This window comes from Buttiauxella gaviniae, from assembly GCF_040786275.1.
Lineage (GTDB): Bacteria > Pseudomonadota > Gammaproteobacteria > Enterobacterales > Enterobacteriaceae > Buttiauxella > Buttiauxella gaviniae_A.
In genome coordinates this window covers 2,232,662-2,247,222 of the sequence record NZ_JBFMVT010000002.1, presented here as the reverse complement: position 1 = coordinate 2,247,222, position 14,561 = coordinate 2,232,662, and the positions used below count along the sequence as shown (strand labels likewise).

14 protein-coding genes are annotated in these 14,561 nt (G+C 52.3%); 4 read left to right on the top strand and 10 right to left on the bottom strand.

The annotated features are described in order from the left end of the window. Nucleotides 1-252: 252 nt before the first annotated feature. The gene (locus tag AB1E22_RS11075; protein WP_367595372.1) at nucleotides 253-1,809 is read right to left on the bottom strand and encodes a hypothetical protein; all 1,557 of its coding nucleotides are present in this window, start codon (nucleotides 1,807-1,809) and stop codon (nucleotides 253-255) included. 59 nt (nucleotides 1,810-1,868) lie between these two features. Here AB1E22_RS11075 and AB1E22_RS11070 point away from each other — a divergent pair, with 59 nt between their 5' ends. Then, on the top strand, nucleotides 1,869-3,161 hold the full coding sequence (locus AB1E22_RS11070; protein WP_367595371.1) for a Gfo/Idh/MocA family protein: 1,293 nt from the start codon (nucleotides 1,869-1,871) through the stop codon (nucleotides 3,159-3,161). A gap of 82 nt (nucleotides 3,162-3,243) precedes the next feature. Here the strand turns inward: AB1E22_RS11070 and AB1E22_RS11065 are convergent, their stop codons facing one another. Together AB1E22_RS11065 and AB1E22_RS11060 are read right to left on the bottom strand one after the other, a co-directional pair. Next, nucleotides 3,244-3,933: an LrgB family protein gene (locus AB1E22_RS11065; protein ID WP_367595370.1), complete on the bottom strand. Its 690-nt coding sequence runs from the start codon at nucleotides 3,931-3,933 to the stop codon at nucleotides 3,244-3,246. Further along, nucleotides 3,926-4,351, bottom strand: coding sequence for a CidA/LrgA family protein (locus tag AB1E22_RS11060; protein WP_367595369.1), 426 nt, complete (start codon nucleotides 4,349-4,351; stop codon nucleotides 3,926-3,928). The genes AB1E22_RS11065 and AB1E22_RS11060 overlap by 8 nt, the downstream gene beginning before the upstream one ends. Nucleotides 4,352-4,453: 102 nt before the next feature. On the opposite strand from AB1E22_RS11060, the gene AB1E22_RS11055 reads away from it, so the two are divergent. Beyond that, the gene (locus tag AB1E22_RS11055) at nucleotides 4,454-5,347 is read left to right on the top strand and encodes a LysR family transcriptional regulator (protein WP_367595368.1); all 894 of its coding nucleotides are present in this window, start codon (nucleotides 4,454-4,456) and stop codon (nucleotides 5,345-5,347) included. Between the two features lie 2 nt (nucleotides 5,348-5,349). Here AB1E22_RS11055 and AB1E22_RS11050 read toward each other — a convergent pair whose 3' ends face one another. From AB1E22_RS11050 to soxR, 4 genes are all read right to left on the bottom strand, one after another. Continuing rightward, the gene (locus AB1E22_RS11050; protein ID WP_367595367.1) at nucleotides 5,350-6,996 is read right to left on the bottom strand and encodes a Na+/H+ antiporter; all 1,647 of its coding nucleotides are present in this window, start codon (nucleotides 6,994-6,996) and stop codon (nucleotides 5,350-5,352) included. Nucleotides 6,997-7,226: 230 nt separating this feature from the next. Continuing rightward, nucleotides 7,227-8,576 (bottom strand): guanine/hypoxanthine transporter GhxP, encoded by a 1,350-nt coding sequence (ghxP, locus tag AB1E22_RS11045; protein ID WP_367595366.1) that lies wholly within the window; start codon nucleotides 8,574-8,576, stop codon nucleotides 7,227-7,229. A gap of 436 nt (nucleotides 8,577-9,012) precedes the next feature. Further along, a complete protein-coding gene (locus AB1E22_RS11040; protein ID WP_367595365.1) occupies nucleotides 9,013-9,675 on the bottom strand; it encodes a glutathione S-transferase family protein in 663 nt (220 codons plus the stop codon). A gap of 272 nt (nucleotides 9,676-9,947) precedes the next feature. Continuing rightward, a complete protein-coding gene (soxR, locus tag AB1E22_RS11035) occupies nucleotides 9,948-10,403 on the bottom strand; it encodes a redox-sensitive transcriptional activator SoxR (RefSeq protein WP_367595364.1) in 456 nt (151 codons plus the stop codon). A 77-nt stretch (nucleotides 10,404-10,480) separates the two neighbouring features. On the opposite strand from soxR, the gene soxS reads away from it, so the two are divergent. Continuing rightward, nucleotides 10,481-10,804: a superoxide response transcriptional regulator SoxS gene (gene soxS, locus AB1E22_RS11030; protein WP_367595363.1), complete on the top strand. Its 324-nt coding sequence runs from the start codon at nucleotides 10,481-10,483 to the stop codon at nucleotides 10,802-10,804. A gap of 236 nt (nucleotides 10,805-11,040) precedes the next feature. After that, nucleotides 11,041-11,322, top strand: a complete 282-nt coding sequence (locus AB1E22_RS11025) for a YjcB family protein (protein WP_367595362.1) — start codon at nucleotides 11,041-11,043, stop codon at nucleotides 11,320-11,322. 94 nt (nucleotides 11,323-11,416) lie between these two features. Here the strand turns inward: AB1E22_RS11025 and AB1E22_RS11020 are convergent, their stop codons facing one another. The 3 genes from AB1E22_RS11020 to ssb1 all read right to left on the bottom strand — a co-directional run bounded on the left by AB1E22_RS11020 (nucleotide 11,417) and on the right by ssb1 (nucleotide 14,335). Then, entirely contained in the window at nucleotides 11,417-12,193 is a 777-nt protein-coding gene (locus AB1E22_RS11020; RefSeq protein ID WP_367595361.1) for an ABC transporter substrate-binding protein, read from the bottom strand. A 15-nt stretch (nucleotides 12,194-12,208) separates the two neighbouring features. Continuing rightward, entirely contained in the window at nucleotides 12,209-13,387 is a 1,179-nt protein-coding gene (locus tag AB1E22_RS11015; protein ID WP_367595359.1) for a M20 aminoacylase family protein, read from the bottom strand. A 405-nt stretch (nucleotides 13,388-13,792) separates the two neighbouring features. Then, the gene (ssb1, locus tag AB1E22_RS11010; RefSeq protein ID WP_367595358.1) at nucleotides 13,793-14,335 is read right to left on the bottom strand and encodes a single-stranded DNA-binding protein SSB1; all 543 of its coding nucleotides are present in this window, start codon (nucleotides 14,333-14,335) and stop codon (nucleotides 13,793-13,795) included. Between the last annotated feature and the right edge of the window lie 226 nt (nucleotides 14,336-14,561).

The following is a 14,561-nucleotide window of genomic DNA, read 5'->3' as shown; positions in this document are numbered from 1 at the left end:
GCCATAAACTACGCTCAAATTTCAGGATTTGAGCGTAGTTTATTCATGCGATACGTTTTACTCATCCGTTCAACCTCGCACTTTTCCCCTGGCCACACGCCGCCCTTCACAATTTTTTGCCCACGCTACGTGACGAGAATCACAGAGAATTTCGCCATTCTGCGAGCGCGATCGCGAGTTTTAGCATTGTTGGGTTTCGCGCCGTTTTACTCACCCACGCCAGCACGACAACCACGCTCCGCCTTCTTATGATTATCTCAGCAGGCTTGAGGCAAACCCGCGTAAACGTTCGGCGCTCAACAGCACAGAGACATAGTTCGGGCTGCCAGGCGGCGGCGAATCAGCCCAACGCTCAAGCGTATCGGCAAAGCGCAGCAGTGTTTCGCGATGTTGAGCGGCGGTTTTCGCCACCTGCGCGGCATCGCCATAGTGTTCGGCCATTTGCAGGTCGCTTACCGCAAAAGCGACTTGCGAGAACAGTTGGCCGTAGATTTCAGCGTTGCGCCATGCGGCTTCGAGGCGCTCAAGAGTTTCATTGTGGCAGGTGATGCGCAGTTCGCGGAGCTGTTGCAACGCTGCGGTGGCAATGAAGTGGGCACTCTCTTTTTCAAGCCCGATAAGCTGGCGCTGTTCGGCACCGAGTGCAGGATCGTCAGTTGGAAAGAGCGGTTGAAACGCCTGCGCCCAGTTGGCGCTGCGAATGTCCGTGTGCAGCAGTTGTTGGGCCTGGGCGTAGCTTTCCGGGATTTGGCTTTGGTAGTGCATTCGCCGCCCTAAAAGATTCGGCGTTTTGCACAGCCAGTCGTAGCTGGAGGCATACAAAGCGCTAAAACGTTGGCGATCTGATTTGCTGCGAAAGCCGAGGTTTTGCTGCTCAATCCAGCCATCAATAACCGAAGAAGGCGCGGTGTTATTCGCGGCATTCAGGCCGATTAAATTGATGGCGTTGGCGGAGTCCATCGCCAGGCCATCCGGCAGCCACTGCCACGAAACGCGCGAGGTAATCGTTTCGATATTGTGGTCGGCAAGGCTTGTCGCCCAACTGAGGCGCCCCTGGATTTCATCGGCCAGATAACACGGCAGGATCGTCCAGCCGTAGCCGGTCCCCCAGAGATCGTATTCGATCCATTTTTTATGGCCAGTGAGCGAGACAATGTTGGGGTGATTGGCAAAGCCGGGATGGTAATCCAGCTCCGTGGCTTTGATGGACGCCCGCACATCCTCCGGCAGTCCCGATAACACGCGGGAAAGCTGCTGGCGCGGCCAACTGGTATCAATGAAATCGCGCAGCACCAGTTTTTTACCCTGGGCGCGTAACAGGCTCCAGACGTGGTGCAGGCTTTGCTGCCAGCCGTCGGTCTGAAATTGCGGCGTCGTCAGGCTTAATATCAGCCCGCCGAGGTACGGTAATACCGGCAGCAATGGGGACAATATCGACGAATAAAACTGTTTCCAGAAATTGGGCGTGCTGCGCTCATCAAAAGAAAACTCGGGAAATTTACGCCGGATGATGTCATCGGTCGGGGCCGCTTCGCCTTGTAGCCAGAAGCTGAGGTTATTTTCCTGCAAATAAAGGCTGACCTTTTTTAAATATTGCAGGGCATTTTTTTGTTGGTGAATAAGATTTTCAACGTCATGACGGTAACTGAGCGGTGACGGCGTGGCGAGTAACGAAAGTAATTCCTGCTGGTGAAGAATAATGCCGGTAAATCCGTGTTTTTTAGCGGCAGCGACACAGGAAATAAACCACGGCCAGTGCCAAATAAACGGGCTGTTTAACTCCATTAATTGATGCGGAACCAGTTTCATACGCTGCGCCAATAATAACGATTTTCTAAAAATACCATGAGTTCACACTTGAGGACATGATGAAAAAATATGCACTAGTGGGCACCGGTGGCCGTGCCGGATTATATATCGAGGCCATCAGCGGGAAATGGAAAGACAATGCGCAGATGGTCGCATTTTGCGATACCAACCAGACGCGCATGAATTACGCCAATAAATTATTGAGCAATGCGGGAGCCCCGCTCGCCTCCACCTGGAAAGCGGCTGATTTCGAAACGATGATCCGCGAAACGCGCCCGGATATTGTTATCGTCACCACCATGGACCGCACCCACGACGATTATATTGTGCGGGCGCTGCACGCCGGTTGCGATGTGATTACCGAAAAGCCGATGACCATCGACGAACAACGTGCTTTACGCATTCTCGATGCCATTGAAGAGACGGGCCGCCAGGTGCGTGTCGCGTTCAATTACCGCTACGCGCCGCACCACAGCAAAATCCGCGAATTGCTGATGAATGAAACCATCGGCGAGGTGTTCTCGGTGCATTTCGAATGGCTGCTGAATACCGAGCACGGCGCGGATTATTTCCGCCGCTGGCACCGCGAAAAACGCAACAGCGGCGGCCTGTTGGTGCATAAATCCACCCACCATTTTGACCTGATGAATTTCTGGCTGGGGAGTTATCCGGAACGCGTGTATGCGGAAGGCGGCCTGCGTTTTTACGGTAAAGAAAACGCCGAAAAGCGGGGTGTCTCGCAATTTTACCCTCGTGTTCATGGCTATCAGGCCGCCAAAGACGATCCGTTTGCGCTGCATATGCAAGAGAACGCCCAGCTCAAAGCGTTGTATCTGGATGCCGAACACGAAGATAACTATTACCGCGACCAGAGCGTTTTCAGCGACGGAATCACTATTGAAGACACGCTTTCGGTGCTGGTGAAATACCAGAACCAGGTGCAGATGACCTATTCACTGAACGCCTATTTGCCGTGGGAAGGGTTGAACGTGGTGTTCAACGGCAGCCGTGGGCGGCTGGAGATGAAACTGGTGGAGATGTCGTATGTGAATGCCGGTGGAGAGCGTGAAAACGAAGGCAGCCTGGAAAGTTGCGATATTACCGTGTTCCCGATGTTTGCCGCACCTTACAAAGCGGATTTCAGCATTGGCGCAGGCGGCCACGGCGGGGGCGATAACGCAATGCTTGCGGATCTGTTTGGCGAACCGGGTAACGACCCGTTAAAACGCGCCGCCGATCACCGCGCCGGAGCGATGTCGATTCTTACCGGAATCGCCGGGAATATTTCGATGCAGCAGCAGCGCCCGGTTTGGTTTAAAGAGTTTGAGTTGGTTTCTCGGTTGAAGAAGTGATTTTGTCGGGTGGCGCTACGCTTACCCGACCTACGTCTCGGGTTTTGTAGGGGGGATTAGCGCAGCGACATCCACCATTAAATCAAAACATCACCCAGCGAACCAACGGAGCCAGCAGCACCGTGACCACGCCGGAAAACATCATCACCAGGCTTGCGACCACACCTTCCTGCGGGCCCAGCTCGTAGGAACGTGCGGTGCCTGCACCGTGGGAAGCGGCACCAAACCCAGCACCTTTTGCCATTCCTTCGCGAATCGCGAGGCGCAAGAACAGCACATCCCCCACCGCCATGCCGAATACACCGGTCACTACCACGAAAAGCGCCACCAGCTCTGGCTGCCCGCCGAGGGGTTTTGCCGCCGCCAACGCGAAGGGCGTGGTGATGGAACGCACCGCCAGGCTACGCTGAATTTCGTCCGATAAAGTGAAGAACCGCGCAAGCCAAACCGAGCTGGTCACCGCAACTACCGTAGCGGTAATGACGCCCGCGGAGAGCGACATCCAGTGGCGCTTAATCACGTTCAGGTTGTCATACACCGGCACCGCAAACGCAATGGTCGCCGGGCCGAGCAGCCAAAGTAACCAGTGCGCTTCGCCCATATAATTCTGATAGGAGATGTGGCCCAAAATCAGCATCACCACCAGCAGCAAGGGCGTTAATACCAGCGGCATTAACGGCAATTTACGAAAGCGGCGATAGAGCTTTTTATTGGCAAAATAGAGCCCGAGGGTGATCCCAAGGCACAGGAGACTTAACTGGAAATTAGTCATGACGCGCCTGCCTGCGGGCTTCACGCGCTAACTCAAAGCGGTAAACTTTATCGACCACCAGCGCGGTTGTGCTGAGCACCAGCAGGGTACTGATGGCGATCACCAGGAAGATGCGCCAGCCGTCGACCATCAGCAGTTCGGCGTAATTCACCACCGCCACCACGGCAGGCACAAAAAACAGTAGCATCTCAGCCAGCAACCAGCGAGAACCGGCGCGAACCCAGTTCAACGGCACCACTCGGCAGACGATCAGCGCCAGCAGTAGCAGCATTCCTACAAGGTTTGCAGGCAGCGGCAGATGTAGCCAATCCACCAGTTGCTCGGCAAACACAAACAACCCCGCATAGAGCGCAACTTGCAGCGGCACCTGAATGCGGCGGAAAACAACAGGCGTAAAACGACGTAACGCCACGGCCATGAGAGCGGCACTCCTGAAAATGTGAGGTAGCGATTATAGTTAGCTCACTTCATTGATTGAAATGAATTAAAATCATCAGAGGTATAGTCAACGGGAATAGTTATGGACATCAGGACGCTGCGTTATTTTGTTGAAGTGGTTCGCCAGCAAAGTTTTACTCGCGCTGCCCAGAAGATGTTCGTGACTCAGCCGACCATCAGCAAGATGCTGCGCAACCTGGAAGACGAACTCGGCTGCACGCTGCTGATTCGCGACGGCCGCAAGCTGCTGCTGACGGATACCGGCGAAGTGGTTTATCAGCGCGGTCTGGCGATTTTGGCCGAGTTTAGCCAACTGGAAGCCGAACTGGGCGACATTAACCATCTCAACAAAGGCGTGCTTCGCCTCGGCATTCCGCCGATGGTCGGCATGATGATGGCCGGGCCGATTAGCCTTTATCGCCAGCGCTATCCGGGCGTTGAACTGAAGATTTCCGAATTTGGCGGGTTAACGGTGCAACAGGCGGTGCTCAACGGCGAGCTGGATTTAGCCATGACGGCATTGCAGGTGGAAGATGAACACGCTTTTTCTACGATGCCGCTGCTCCACAATCCCTTATGCGTTCTGGTGCCCCGCTCCGGCCCGTGGACGACACGCGAAAGCATCAATCCCGGCGAGCTTGCCGCTCACCCGCTGCTTATCTACAACGAAGATTTCGCGTTAAGTCGTCAGCTTATTCAGATGTTTCACGAGCATGGGTTTACACCGCGAATTGCGGTGCGCAGCGGGCAGTGGGATTTCCTGGCGGCGATGGTGCAGGCGGGCGTGGGGATTGCGATTCTGCCGGAGATTATCTGCCAGAAGTTAGATAAAAACACGCTGATGTGGCTGCCGTTAAATAGCGATTTAACCTGGCAGCTTTCGATGATTTGGCGTGAAGGGGTTTATATTTCGCACAGTGCGCAGGCGTGGATTGCGTGTTGTAAGGAGTTTTGGCCGGTGTTACCCGGCCAATAAATTTAATGCTGTTCGATGAGCAACGCTTCAAGCAAATCGAGATCGTGCAGCAGCTTCATCAACGTTTCATTGCTGATTTTCTGCGTGGCACGCAAATGGTACAGCTCTGCTCGCTCGGAACGCAGGGCTGCCAGACGGAAGCGGCGCTCAAGGTTTTCTTCAAGCTCGCTGCTCTCTACGTCATTGCGCCCGTCCGCTCTGCGGCGCAAATTCCCGATAACGCGCGAACTGACCTCTTTTAGCAGTTGGTCGTCGATGTTTTCATCCACGTCAGCATGCAGCCGCTCTTCCATTTTTTGAATCGCGACAATCGCCACTTCTGCCGTTGCGGCGCGGGCGATGCGCTCTTCTTGGCGCGCCATGGATTTGTCCGGCACTTCAACGTTACGCAGCAAAATGGGCAGCATAATTACCCCGGCAAACAGCGAGAACAGAATCACGCCGGCCGACAGGAAGATAAGCTCATAACGCGCCGGAAATGGCGTTCCGTCCCCCAAAAACAGCGGAATAGAAAGCACACCGGCGAGAGTGATTGCCCCGCGCACACCGGCAAACGATGCGATGCCCAACTCACGCGTGGTGTAGCTGCCAAACTCCAGCGGGCGCTTTGTCATAAAGCGCAAACTGATGCGTTTCATCGACCACAGCCATAGGAATCGTACGCCAATCAGGGCAAAATAGATAAGCCCAACATCGAGGAACAGCATCCACAGTTCAACGTTGGGATCGGCATTGGCCGCCGCGACGGAGGTTTCGAGAATGCCCGGCAGTTGCAGACCCAACAGCAAAAAGACCATGCCGTTAAACACAAATTCGAGCATCGCCCAGACGCTGTTTGCCCGCAGACGCATCGCCAACGGTGCACTGCGCAACACGCCGGAGCGGGTGATGGTCATCCCCGCAGCAACCGCCGCCAGAATGCCGGAAACGCCGATGTGTTCGGCAATCAGGTAAGAGGCGAACGGCAGAAGCAGCAGCAGCAGGATTTGCGTTGCGGGTTCATCGCCGCTCCAGCGGCTCATCAGGCGCAGCGATTTACCGTACAACCAGCTCACGGCAATCCCCGCCAGCAGGCCGCCAATCGCCACTTTGAAGAACTCAACGGTCGCGCCGCCGACGGTAAATACCATCGTGCCAACGGCGACCGCAACCGCCATTTTTAGCGATACCAGGCCGGAGGCGTCGTTCATCAGCGCCTCGCCCTGCAAAATCCCCATGATTTTCTTAGGAATGCGCCCTTCGCCGACAATACCGGAAAGCGCCACGGCATCCGTTGGGGAGAGTACCGCCGCCAGCGCAAACGCCGGAATCAGCGGAATGCCCGGCACCAGGTAGTAAATCAGGAAGCCAATCCCCACGACGGTGACCAGCACCAGCACCAGCGCCAGGCCGATGATTTCTCGCCCGTGGTTCAGAAATTCGTGAGTCGGCGTTTTCCAGCCATCCGCAAACAGCAACGGCGGAATAAACAGCACGAGGAACAGTTCCGGATTGAAATCGACATGCAAACCAAAGTGCGGCCAGGCGAGTAACGCGCCGATGGCGATTTGCATTAACGGGAGCGGGATCTGGAAAGGCAGCATGCGCGTTGCCACACCAGAAAGCGAAACCACAAGGGTCATGATGAGAATGGTAAAGAAGATTTCCATGCTTTCCTTAGTCGCGGTGTTTTGTGGAACCCTTTTTAGGATCTTATTTTACCTGATAGTAAAACAACTTTTTACACCGGAGGGAAACAGGAAAAGACTTGAAGTGAATGTGGAGGGGCCAGGAGATGTTGTTTTGAATCCGGAGTTAATGTCGGGTGGCGCTGACGCTTACCCGACCTACAAAAACCGTAGGGCGGGTAAGCGTCAGCGCCACCCGCCGCTATCACAGATTAGATCGCCCAGCCGCCTGCGTAGAATGCGACCAATGCAATAGCAATCACAACGGTGCCGATGTTCAGCTTACGCCACTCACCGGAAACGATGCGGCCAATCACCAGAGAGGCGAAACCAATCATGATGCCGGTAACGATGTTACAGGTCAGCACGATGAATACCGCAGTGATCAGGCCAGCCATAGCATCAACGAAATCAGCGAAGTCGATTTTTGCCACGTTGCTCAGCATCAACAAACCGACGTACATCAACGCCGGAGCGGTTGCGTAGGCAGGAACCAGATAAGAGAGCGGAGAGAGGAACAGAATCAGCAGGAACAGCACACCAACGGTGATAGCTGTCAGGCCAGTTTTACCGCCTGCCGCCGTACCTGCCGCAGATTCGATGTAAACCGCCGCTGGCGCGGCACCCACCAGGCCTGAGAACACGGAGCTCAGGGAGTCGGTGGTCAGCGCTTTGCCGCCATCGATGATTTGGCCGTCTTTATCCAGCAGATTTGCCTGGCCCGCTACGGCACGGATGGTGCCCGTTGCGTCGAATACCGCAGTCATCACCAGCGCCAGAACGCTTGGCAATACCACCGGGTTCAGCGCACCCATGATGTCCAGGCTACCAATCAGCGAATTGCCCGCTTCATCTTTCAGTGAAGGCATCGCGAAAATGCCAGAGAAATGAACGTTAGGGTCGAAGATCAGGCCAAAAATAGAAATCGCGATAATGGTTAGCAGAATGCCGCCAGGGACTTTCAGTTTTTCCAGACCAATAATTACCGCCAGACCAATCAGCGACATAATGACCGGGAAGCTGGCGAAATGGCCCAGCGCAACAGGTAAGCCATCCAGCGGGTTTTTGATAACCAGACCGACACCGTTTGCCGCAATCAGCAGCAGGAACAGGCCGATACCAATGCCGGTGCCGTGCGCAACGCCCATCGGCAAGTTACGCAAAATCCAGCTACGAATACCGGTTGCAGAAATGATGGTGAACAGCACACCCATCAGGAACACCGCGCCCAGCGCGACGGGAACACTGATGTGTTGGCCCAACACCAGACTAAACGCGGTGAAAGCCGTCAGTGAGATAGCGCAGCCAATGGCCAGCGGCAGGTTTGCCCAAAGGCCCATCACCAGTGAACCGACACCGGCGACCAGGCAAGTCGCTACAAAGACCGCCGCAGGAGGGAAACCTGCTTTACCGAGCATGCCCGGTACGACGATGACGGAGTAGACCATCGCGAGGAAAGTGGTTAAACCCGCCACCACTTCCTGACGAACGGTACTGCCACGTGCAGATATTTTGAACCAGGCGTCAAGACCGCCGGTCGCACGCGGAGAATGATTAGACATAGTGAAAAATCCCCTGAGATTTTTATGATGAAGTCGGTATACGTGGTGGACAATCCACTGACAATTAAACGTCATATCCCTGAGCAGCATTTGTGACAAAAGAGGCGTCACAAAAAAAGCAAACGTTTAACTCCGCGTATACAAACTGGGTGTCAAAATTAAGGCAAACGATTATCCGGCCTTCCTGCATGGATTTTCAACCGAACTTTGCCGCTTTTGAGCGAAAAAAGCGTTAGCCGATGAAAATATCGCCACCTCGTGCGCAAACGTTATCGTCGATGCGCAATTTAGCAACAATGATGCAAGATACCGGTAATGATTTTCCCTTACTCATAGGATTTTTCGATATCAAAACTCATATCCTAAATAATTCGATTTGCATCGCGGCGGCAAGTGAACGCAGCCAACAAAGAGGCAAATTGAAGAATGACGGATATTATGGGATCTCGAACGGCCCACCTTGCTGAATAGCACGTTGCCAGGCCGGACGCTGTTGCACCTGGCTATACCAATTCTGAAGATTCGGTAGATCGTTGATGCCACCGCGCGAAAGCAACGCGATAACCGGGAAACTCATTTGAATATCTGCGGCGCTAAAGGCCTGCCCGGCAAACCACGGGGATTTTTCCAGGGAATCTTCGAGATAGCGCGCATGCGTTAAAATCTGCTTATTCAGATACGCCTTTTGCACGCCCTGCCCCAGCACATTTCCCACCGGGCGTAGCAGCCACGGAACGGGGGCTTTCCCCAGACTTCCAAAGACCAGTTTCATCATCAGCAGCGGCATTAACGACCCTTCGGCGTAGTGCAGCCAAAAACGGTAACGCAGTTTATCTTCGCTACTGATCGGTTTAAAACGGCTTTCGGGATCGTACGTCTCTTGCAGATATTCAATAATCGCCCCGGATTCGGCGAGGATATTGCCGTTATCTTCCACCACCGGTGACTTGCCTAAAGGGTGCACGGCTTTTAATGACTCGGGTGCCAGCTTGGTGGGTTCACGCTGGTAGCGAACAATCTGGTACGGCACCTGTAGCTCTTCAAGCATCCATAAAATGCGTTGGGAGCGGGAGTTATTGAGATGATGGACGATAAGCATGGGTTAACCTTCTGTTTAGCAAGATGAGTTAACTATAGGTAAAGGTGAGCGGTGTGGAGTATGAGAATTGTTCAAAAAACACGCAAAATAGCTTGAAAGCTGGCTAAGGGCATCTACACTTAAATTGTCAGCGCAATCCGGAACCTCCTGAGAAAGTGTGATTGAGGGACGCTGATGTCGGGGGAAACCCTCCTTGCGAAAAGCGGGATAGATCGAAAGACAAAGACCGGGAACAAACTAAAGCGCCGAAGTTGGGCGCTTTAGTTTTGCCTTCAATCTTCCAACAGACGTGCGCCCGTCCCTTCTGCACCCAACTTATCGCCCGGATTTCGCAGCGGGCAATCGCCGCGTGAAAGGCACCCGCAGCCGATGCAACCATCGAGTTCATCGCGCAGCGCCGTTAAGGTATGAATGCGTCTGTCCAGTTCTTCCCGCCATTGCGACGACAGATTTTTCCAGTCATTCATATTTATAGCGTGCCCGTCGGGCAATACGCCAAACGCTTCACCGATGGTCGCCAGCGGAATGCCGATGCGCTGGGCGATTTTAATGATCGCCACATTTCGCAGCACATCACGCGTGTAACGCCGCTGATTACCACTGTTACGTATGCTTTTGATAAGCCCCTTACTTTCATAAAAGTGCAAAGCAGATACCGCAACGCCGCTGCGCTTCGCAACGTCGCCCGGACTCAGTAAAGATTTAAAGCGCGGTGATTTCTTTTCCATAAATGTGCTTTACCTCAAGTTAACTTGAGGAATTATACTCGCTGCCAACAAAACCTGCTAACGCTTGAGGATGGTCTATGGCACATCAGGATATTATTCACACATTGACTGAATGGATTGACGATCACATTGATCAACCGCTGAACATTGACGTTGTGGCAAAAAAATCTGGTTATTCAAAATGGTATCTTCAGCGGATGTTCCGTACGGTGAAGCGCCAGACGTTGGGTGAATACATTCGGCAGCGTCGCCTGCTGATGGCGGCCAAAGAGTTGCGTAACAGCCAACGGCCGATTTTTGATATCGCTATGGATTACGGTTATGTGTCGCAGCAAACATTTTCACGCGTATTCCGCCGTGAGTTTGACCGCACGCCAACCGACTATCGCCACCACGCCTGACGGGGTTTGCGAGAGATTTTCCTTCCTGAGCATGTGTAAATGGGTCAGAAAATGCGCTGTAGAACTGGCGATTAAAAGAGCAAATGTGATATAGTTCACAAATCCTGTGAGACAGGATTCTTTATTACATTTTCTGCACCCACTCATTTCCCTGACGGTCCCTGAGCTGTATTTGCCGCGCCTTGTGTCGCGCATAACCGTTGAGCGTGATGAGTTATGCTTGAGGAACAGTTTTCATGGCGGCAATTACCACCAGCGTTTTGCTAATGCGCTGGCCTTTAGTCAGTGCGGTTCTGATGTTTTTAGCCAGCACGTTGAACATTCAATTTCGTAAATCTGACTACACGTTTTTGGCGGTAGTAAGCAGCGGACTCGGCCTCGCCGCGTCATTGTGGTTTGCGACCGGTTTATTAGGCTTGTCACTAGCCGATTTCCCGGTGATTTGGGCATCGTTCAAAGACATTATGATTGAGATATCAAGCCATGCTCCACCGGAATGGCCGATGGTGTTGACCTGATTTGCACCATCTTGGGTATCGTTTGATTAGAAAATGTAAAAGGCCTCATATTTATGAGGCCTTTTTTGTTTTTATCAGTGGTGCGAATAAACCATCACGTACCGGAATAAATATCGAAACTAAAGTATTTATCCGCCAGTTTTTTATAAGTGCCATCGGCAAGGATCTGGCTAATCGCGCCGTTTAGAGCTTCGCGTAATTGCGCATCATCTTTTCGCAGACCGATCGCAGCCCCGGCACCAAATAATTCCGGGTCCTGTAATGCGCCGCCGACCATAGCAAAATCTTTCCCCTGCGGCTTATTAAGGAAACTGTATTCCGCCATCACGCCAGAAAGCACTGCCGCATCAATTCGCCCGGACTCCAAATCCTGCACCACTAAATCTGCCCCTTGATAGGCAACCACATTCACGCCAGCATTACGCCAGTTTTTATTGGCATAAGTTTCCTGGGCAGAGCCCTGCTCAACACCAATCGTTTTGCCTTTCAGCAATGCAAGTTCAGGTTTAATGGGGGTATTTTTATGCGCCACCAGGAAAACGGGGCCATTATAGATTTTATCGGTAAAGGCGATCTGCTCTTTGCGCTTCTCGGTCATATACATACCTGAAAGAATGGCATCAAACTTTCTCGCCTGAAGGGCAGGAATAATCGCATCGAAGTTATTTTCGACCCAAACGCATTTAGCCTGGAGTTTCTCACAAATGGCGTTGCCTAAATCAATATCAAAACCCACGACTTTACCGGTTGAATCTTTTGATTCAAAAGGAGCAAATGTCGGGTCGACGCCAAAACGGATCTCTTTAATATCGTTCGCCAGGGCAGAACTTGTCGCCAGCAGAGCAAGTAATGGCAGGATAAATTTCTTCATATTCGCTCCAGAGTATTAACGACAATAATTTTGGACTAAGCGGGAAAAGAAGGAGGCACCGGTGGAAATAATGTCATCATTAAAGTCATACCCTGGGTTATGCACCATGCAGCCGCCTTTATTGCCCTTTTCTCCGTTGCCTAATAAGAAATAACTGCCAGGGCGCTCTTGCAGCATAAAGGCAAAATCTTCACTTCCGGTAGAGGGCAGAACGGAATCAAGCACCGCGTCTTTACCGAAAAACTCCACGGCAAGTTCTCTGGCAAATGCCGTTTGTTCATCATCATTAATTAGCACGGGATAAGAGTCGTAGACTTCCACATTACAAGTCGCGCCAAAACTTTTCGCCGTAAAATCGGCTAATTCTTCAATTCTTTTAATTAACAGGTCGCGAATTTCCGGTTTCATGGCGCGTACAGTTAATTCCATGACGGCACTTTCCGGGATGACGTTCGAAGCGATACCAGAATTAAATGTTCCGACGGTAACAATCGCGGTTTCGCCTGGTGTCACATTGCGGGAAACAATGGTTTGTAGCGCGGTGATTAATGCGGCCCCGGTGACAATCGGGTCAACGGTACGATGGGGGTAAGCACCATGCCCGCCGTAGCCTGTGATAGTAATTTTTACCGTATCCGCCGAGGCCATGAAATTCCCGGAATAGAAGCCTAACTTGCCCGTCGGTAATCCCGGCATATTGTGCAGGGCGAAAACGCGATCGCATGGGAAACGGTCAAATAGCCCGTCTTTAATCATTAAATCCGCACCGCCGATGGCCTCTTCTGCAGGCTGGAAAATAAGGTGCACTGTGCCGTTAAACTCACATTCCTTAGAGGCAATATATTTCGCTGCCGCTAATAAAATTGTCGTGTGCCCATCATGGCCGCAGGCGTGCATTTTACCCGGCACGGTGCTGGCCCAGGGTAAATGGGTTTCCTCGAAAATTGGCAGCGCGTCCATGTCCGCGCGCAGGCCAATTGATTTATTCGAATCACCTTTTTTCAGAGAACCCACAACACCTGTAGTGCCAAGTCCCCGGGTAACGTTGTATCCCCAGGTTTCAAGCTGTTTAGCCACTAAATCGCTGGTTTTAAACTCCTCCAGACTTAATTCAGGATTAGCATGTAGATAATGCCGTATGGCAATCATTTCATCTTCTGATGCTTTTATTTCAGGGATAATACAATCCGTCATGCTGTTCTCCAGTGGAGTTATACCCGTCATACTTCAAGTTGTGGGGGTGTTGACTGCACTCACAAACCCCAGTCACTTACTTAAGTAAGCTCCTGGGGATTATGAGCCTCGTCCATGAGGCTCACCCTTCGGGCCAGCGCAAGCGCTGTTCAAATCTATTCCAGACAGATTTGTTGCTCCCTTGTCGCCTACCCACAACTCGAATTATTTAGGGGATTTAAGTGTGTGTTTGCACAAATTAACTTAGCTGGATAACGTTTTAATGCAAGCAGGATTTCTTATGGAGAGATGAAATACATTCATGATTTTAATAAATAGTTTTTTCTTATTTTACGCGCCATAAAATAAGAAAAGCCCCGCATATTCGCGAGGCTTTTATGATTATTCCCGTTATCTAATTGGGGATCAGAATGGAATATCGTCGTCGAAGTCCATCGGTGGTTCATTGTTAGACGGAGCCGGAGCGCTCTGCTGAGGACGCGCCTGCTGTGGTGCGCCGCCACCGCTGAACTGGTTACCGCCCTGTGGCTGCTGAGGCTGACCCCAACCACCTTGCTGCTGGCCTGCGTTACCGCCTGCTGCTGCACCTGCCCCACCTGCACGGCCACCCAACATCTGCATGGTGCCACCCACGTTAACGACGACTTCGGTGGTGTATTTTTCAACGCCAGCCTGGTCAGTCCATTTACGGGTTTGCAGTGCACCTTCGATATAAACCTGGGAACCTTTACGCAGGTATTCACCCGCAACTTCAGCAAGTTTGCCGAACAGCACTACACGGTGCCATTCAGTTTTTTCTTTCGTTTCGCCGGTTTGCTTATCGCGCCAGGACTCTGACGTGGCCAGAGTAATGTTGGCAACTGCGCCACCATTTGGCATGTAGCGCACTTCCGGGTCATTACCCAGATTCCCGACGAGAATCACCTTGTTTACGCCTCTGCTGGCCATGATCGTGTCTCCTGAAACGTTTTATGAATAGTGTAAACCCTCGATTCTACCACGCCACCCCTAATCTTTATAGCTGCGGGATGCATTCCAGAATGTCGCGGGGGTATACATTGTTGCATTAAAACACTGGATATTCATTCAGGTTTTATTGTGTCATAATTAGCCGTTTGTGATCGTCGGCGGCCTCCAGTGCGGCCTGGCAAAAAGCGTTTAAACCGGGAAAGGT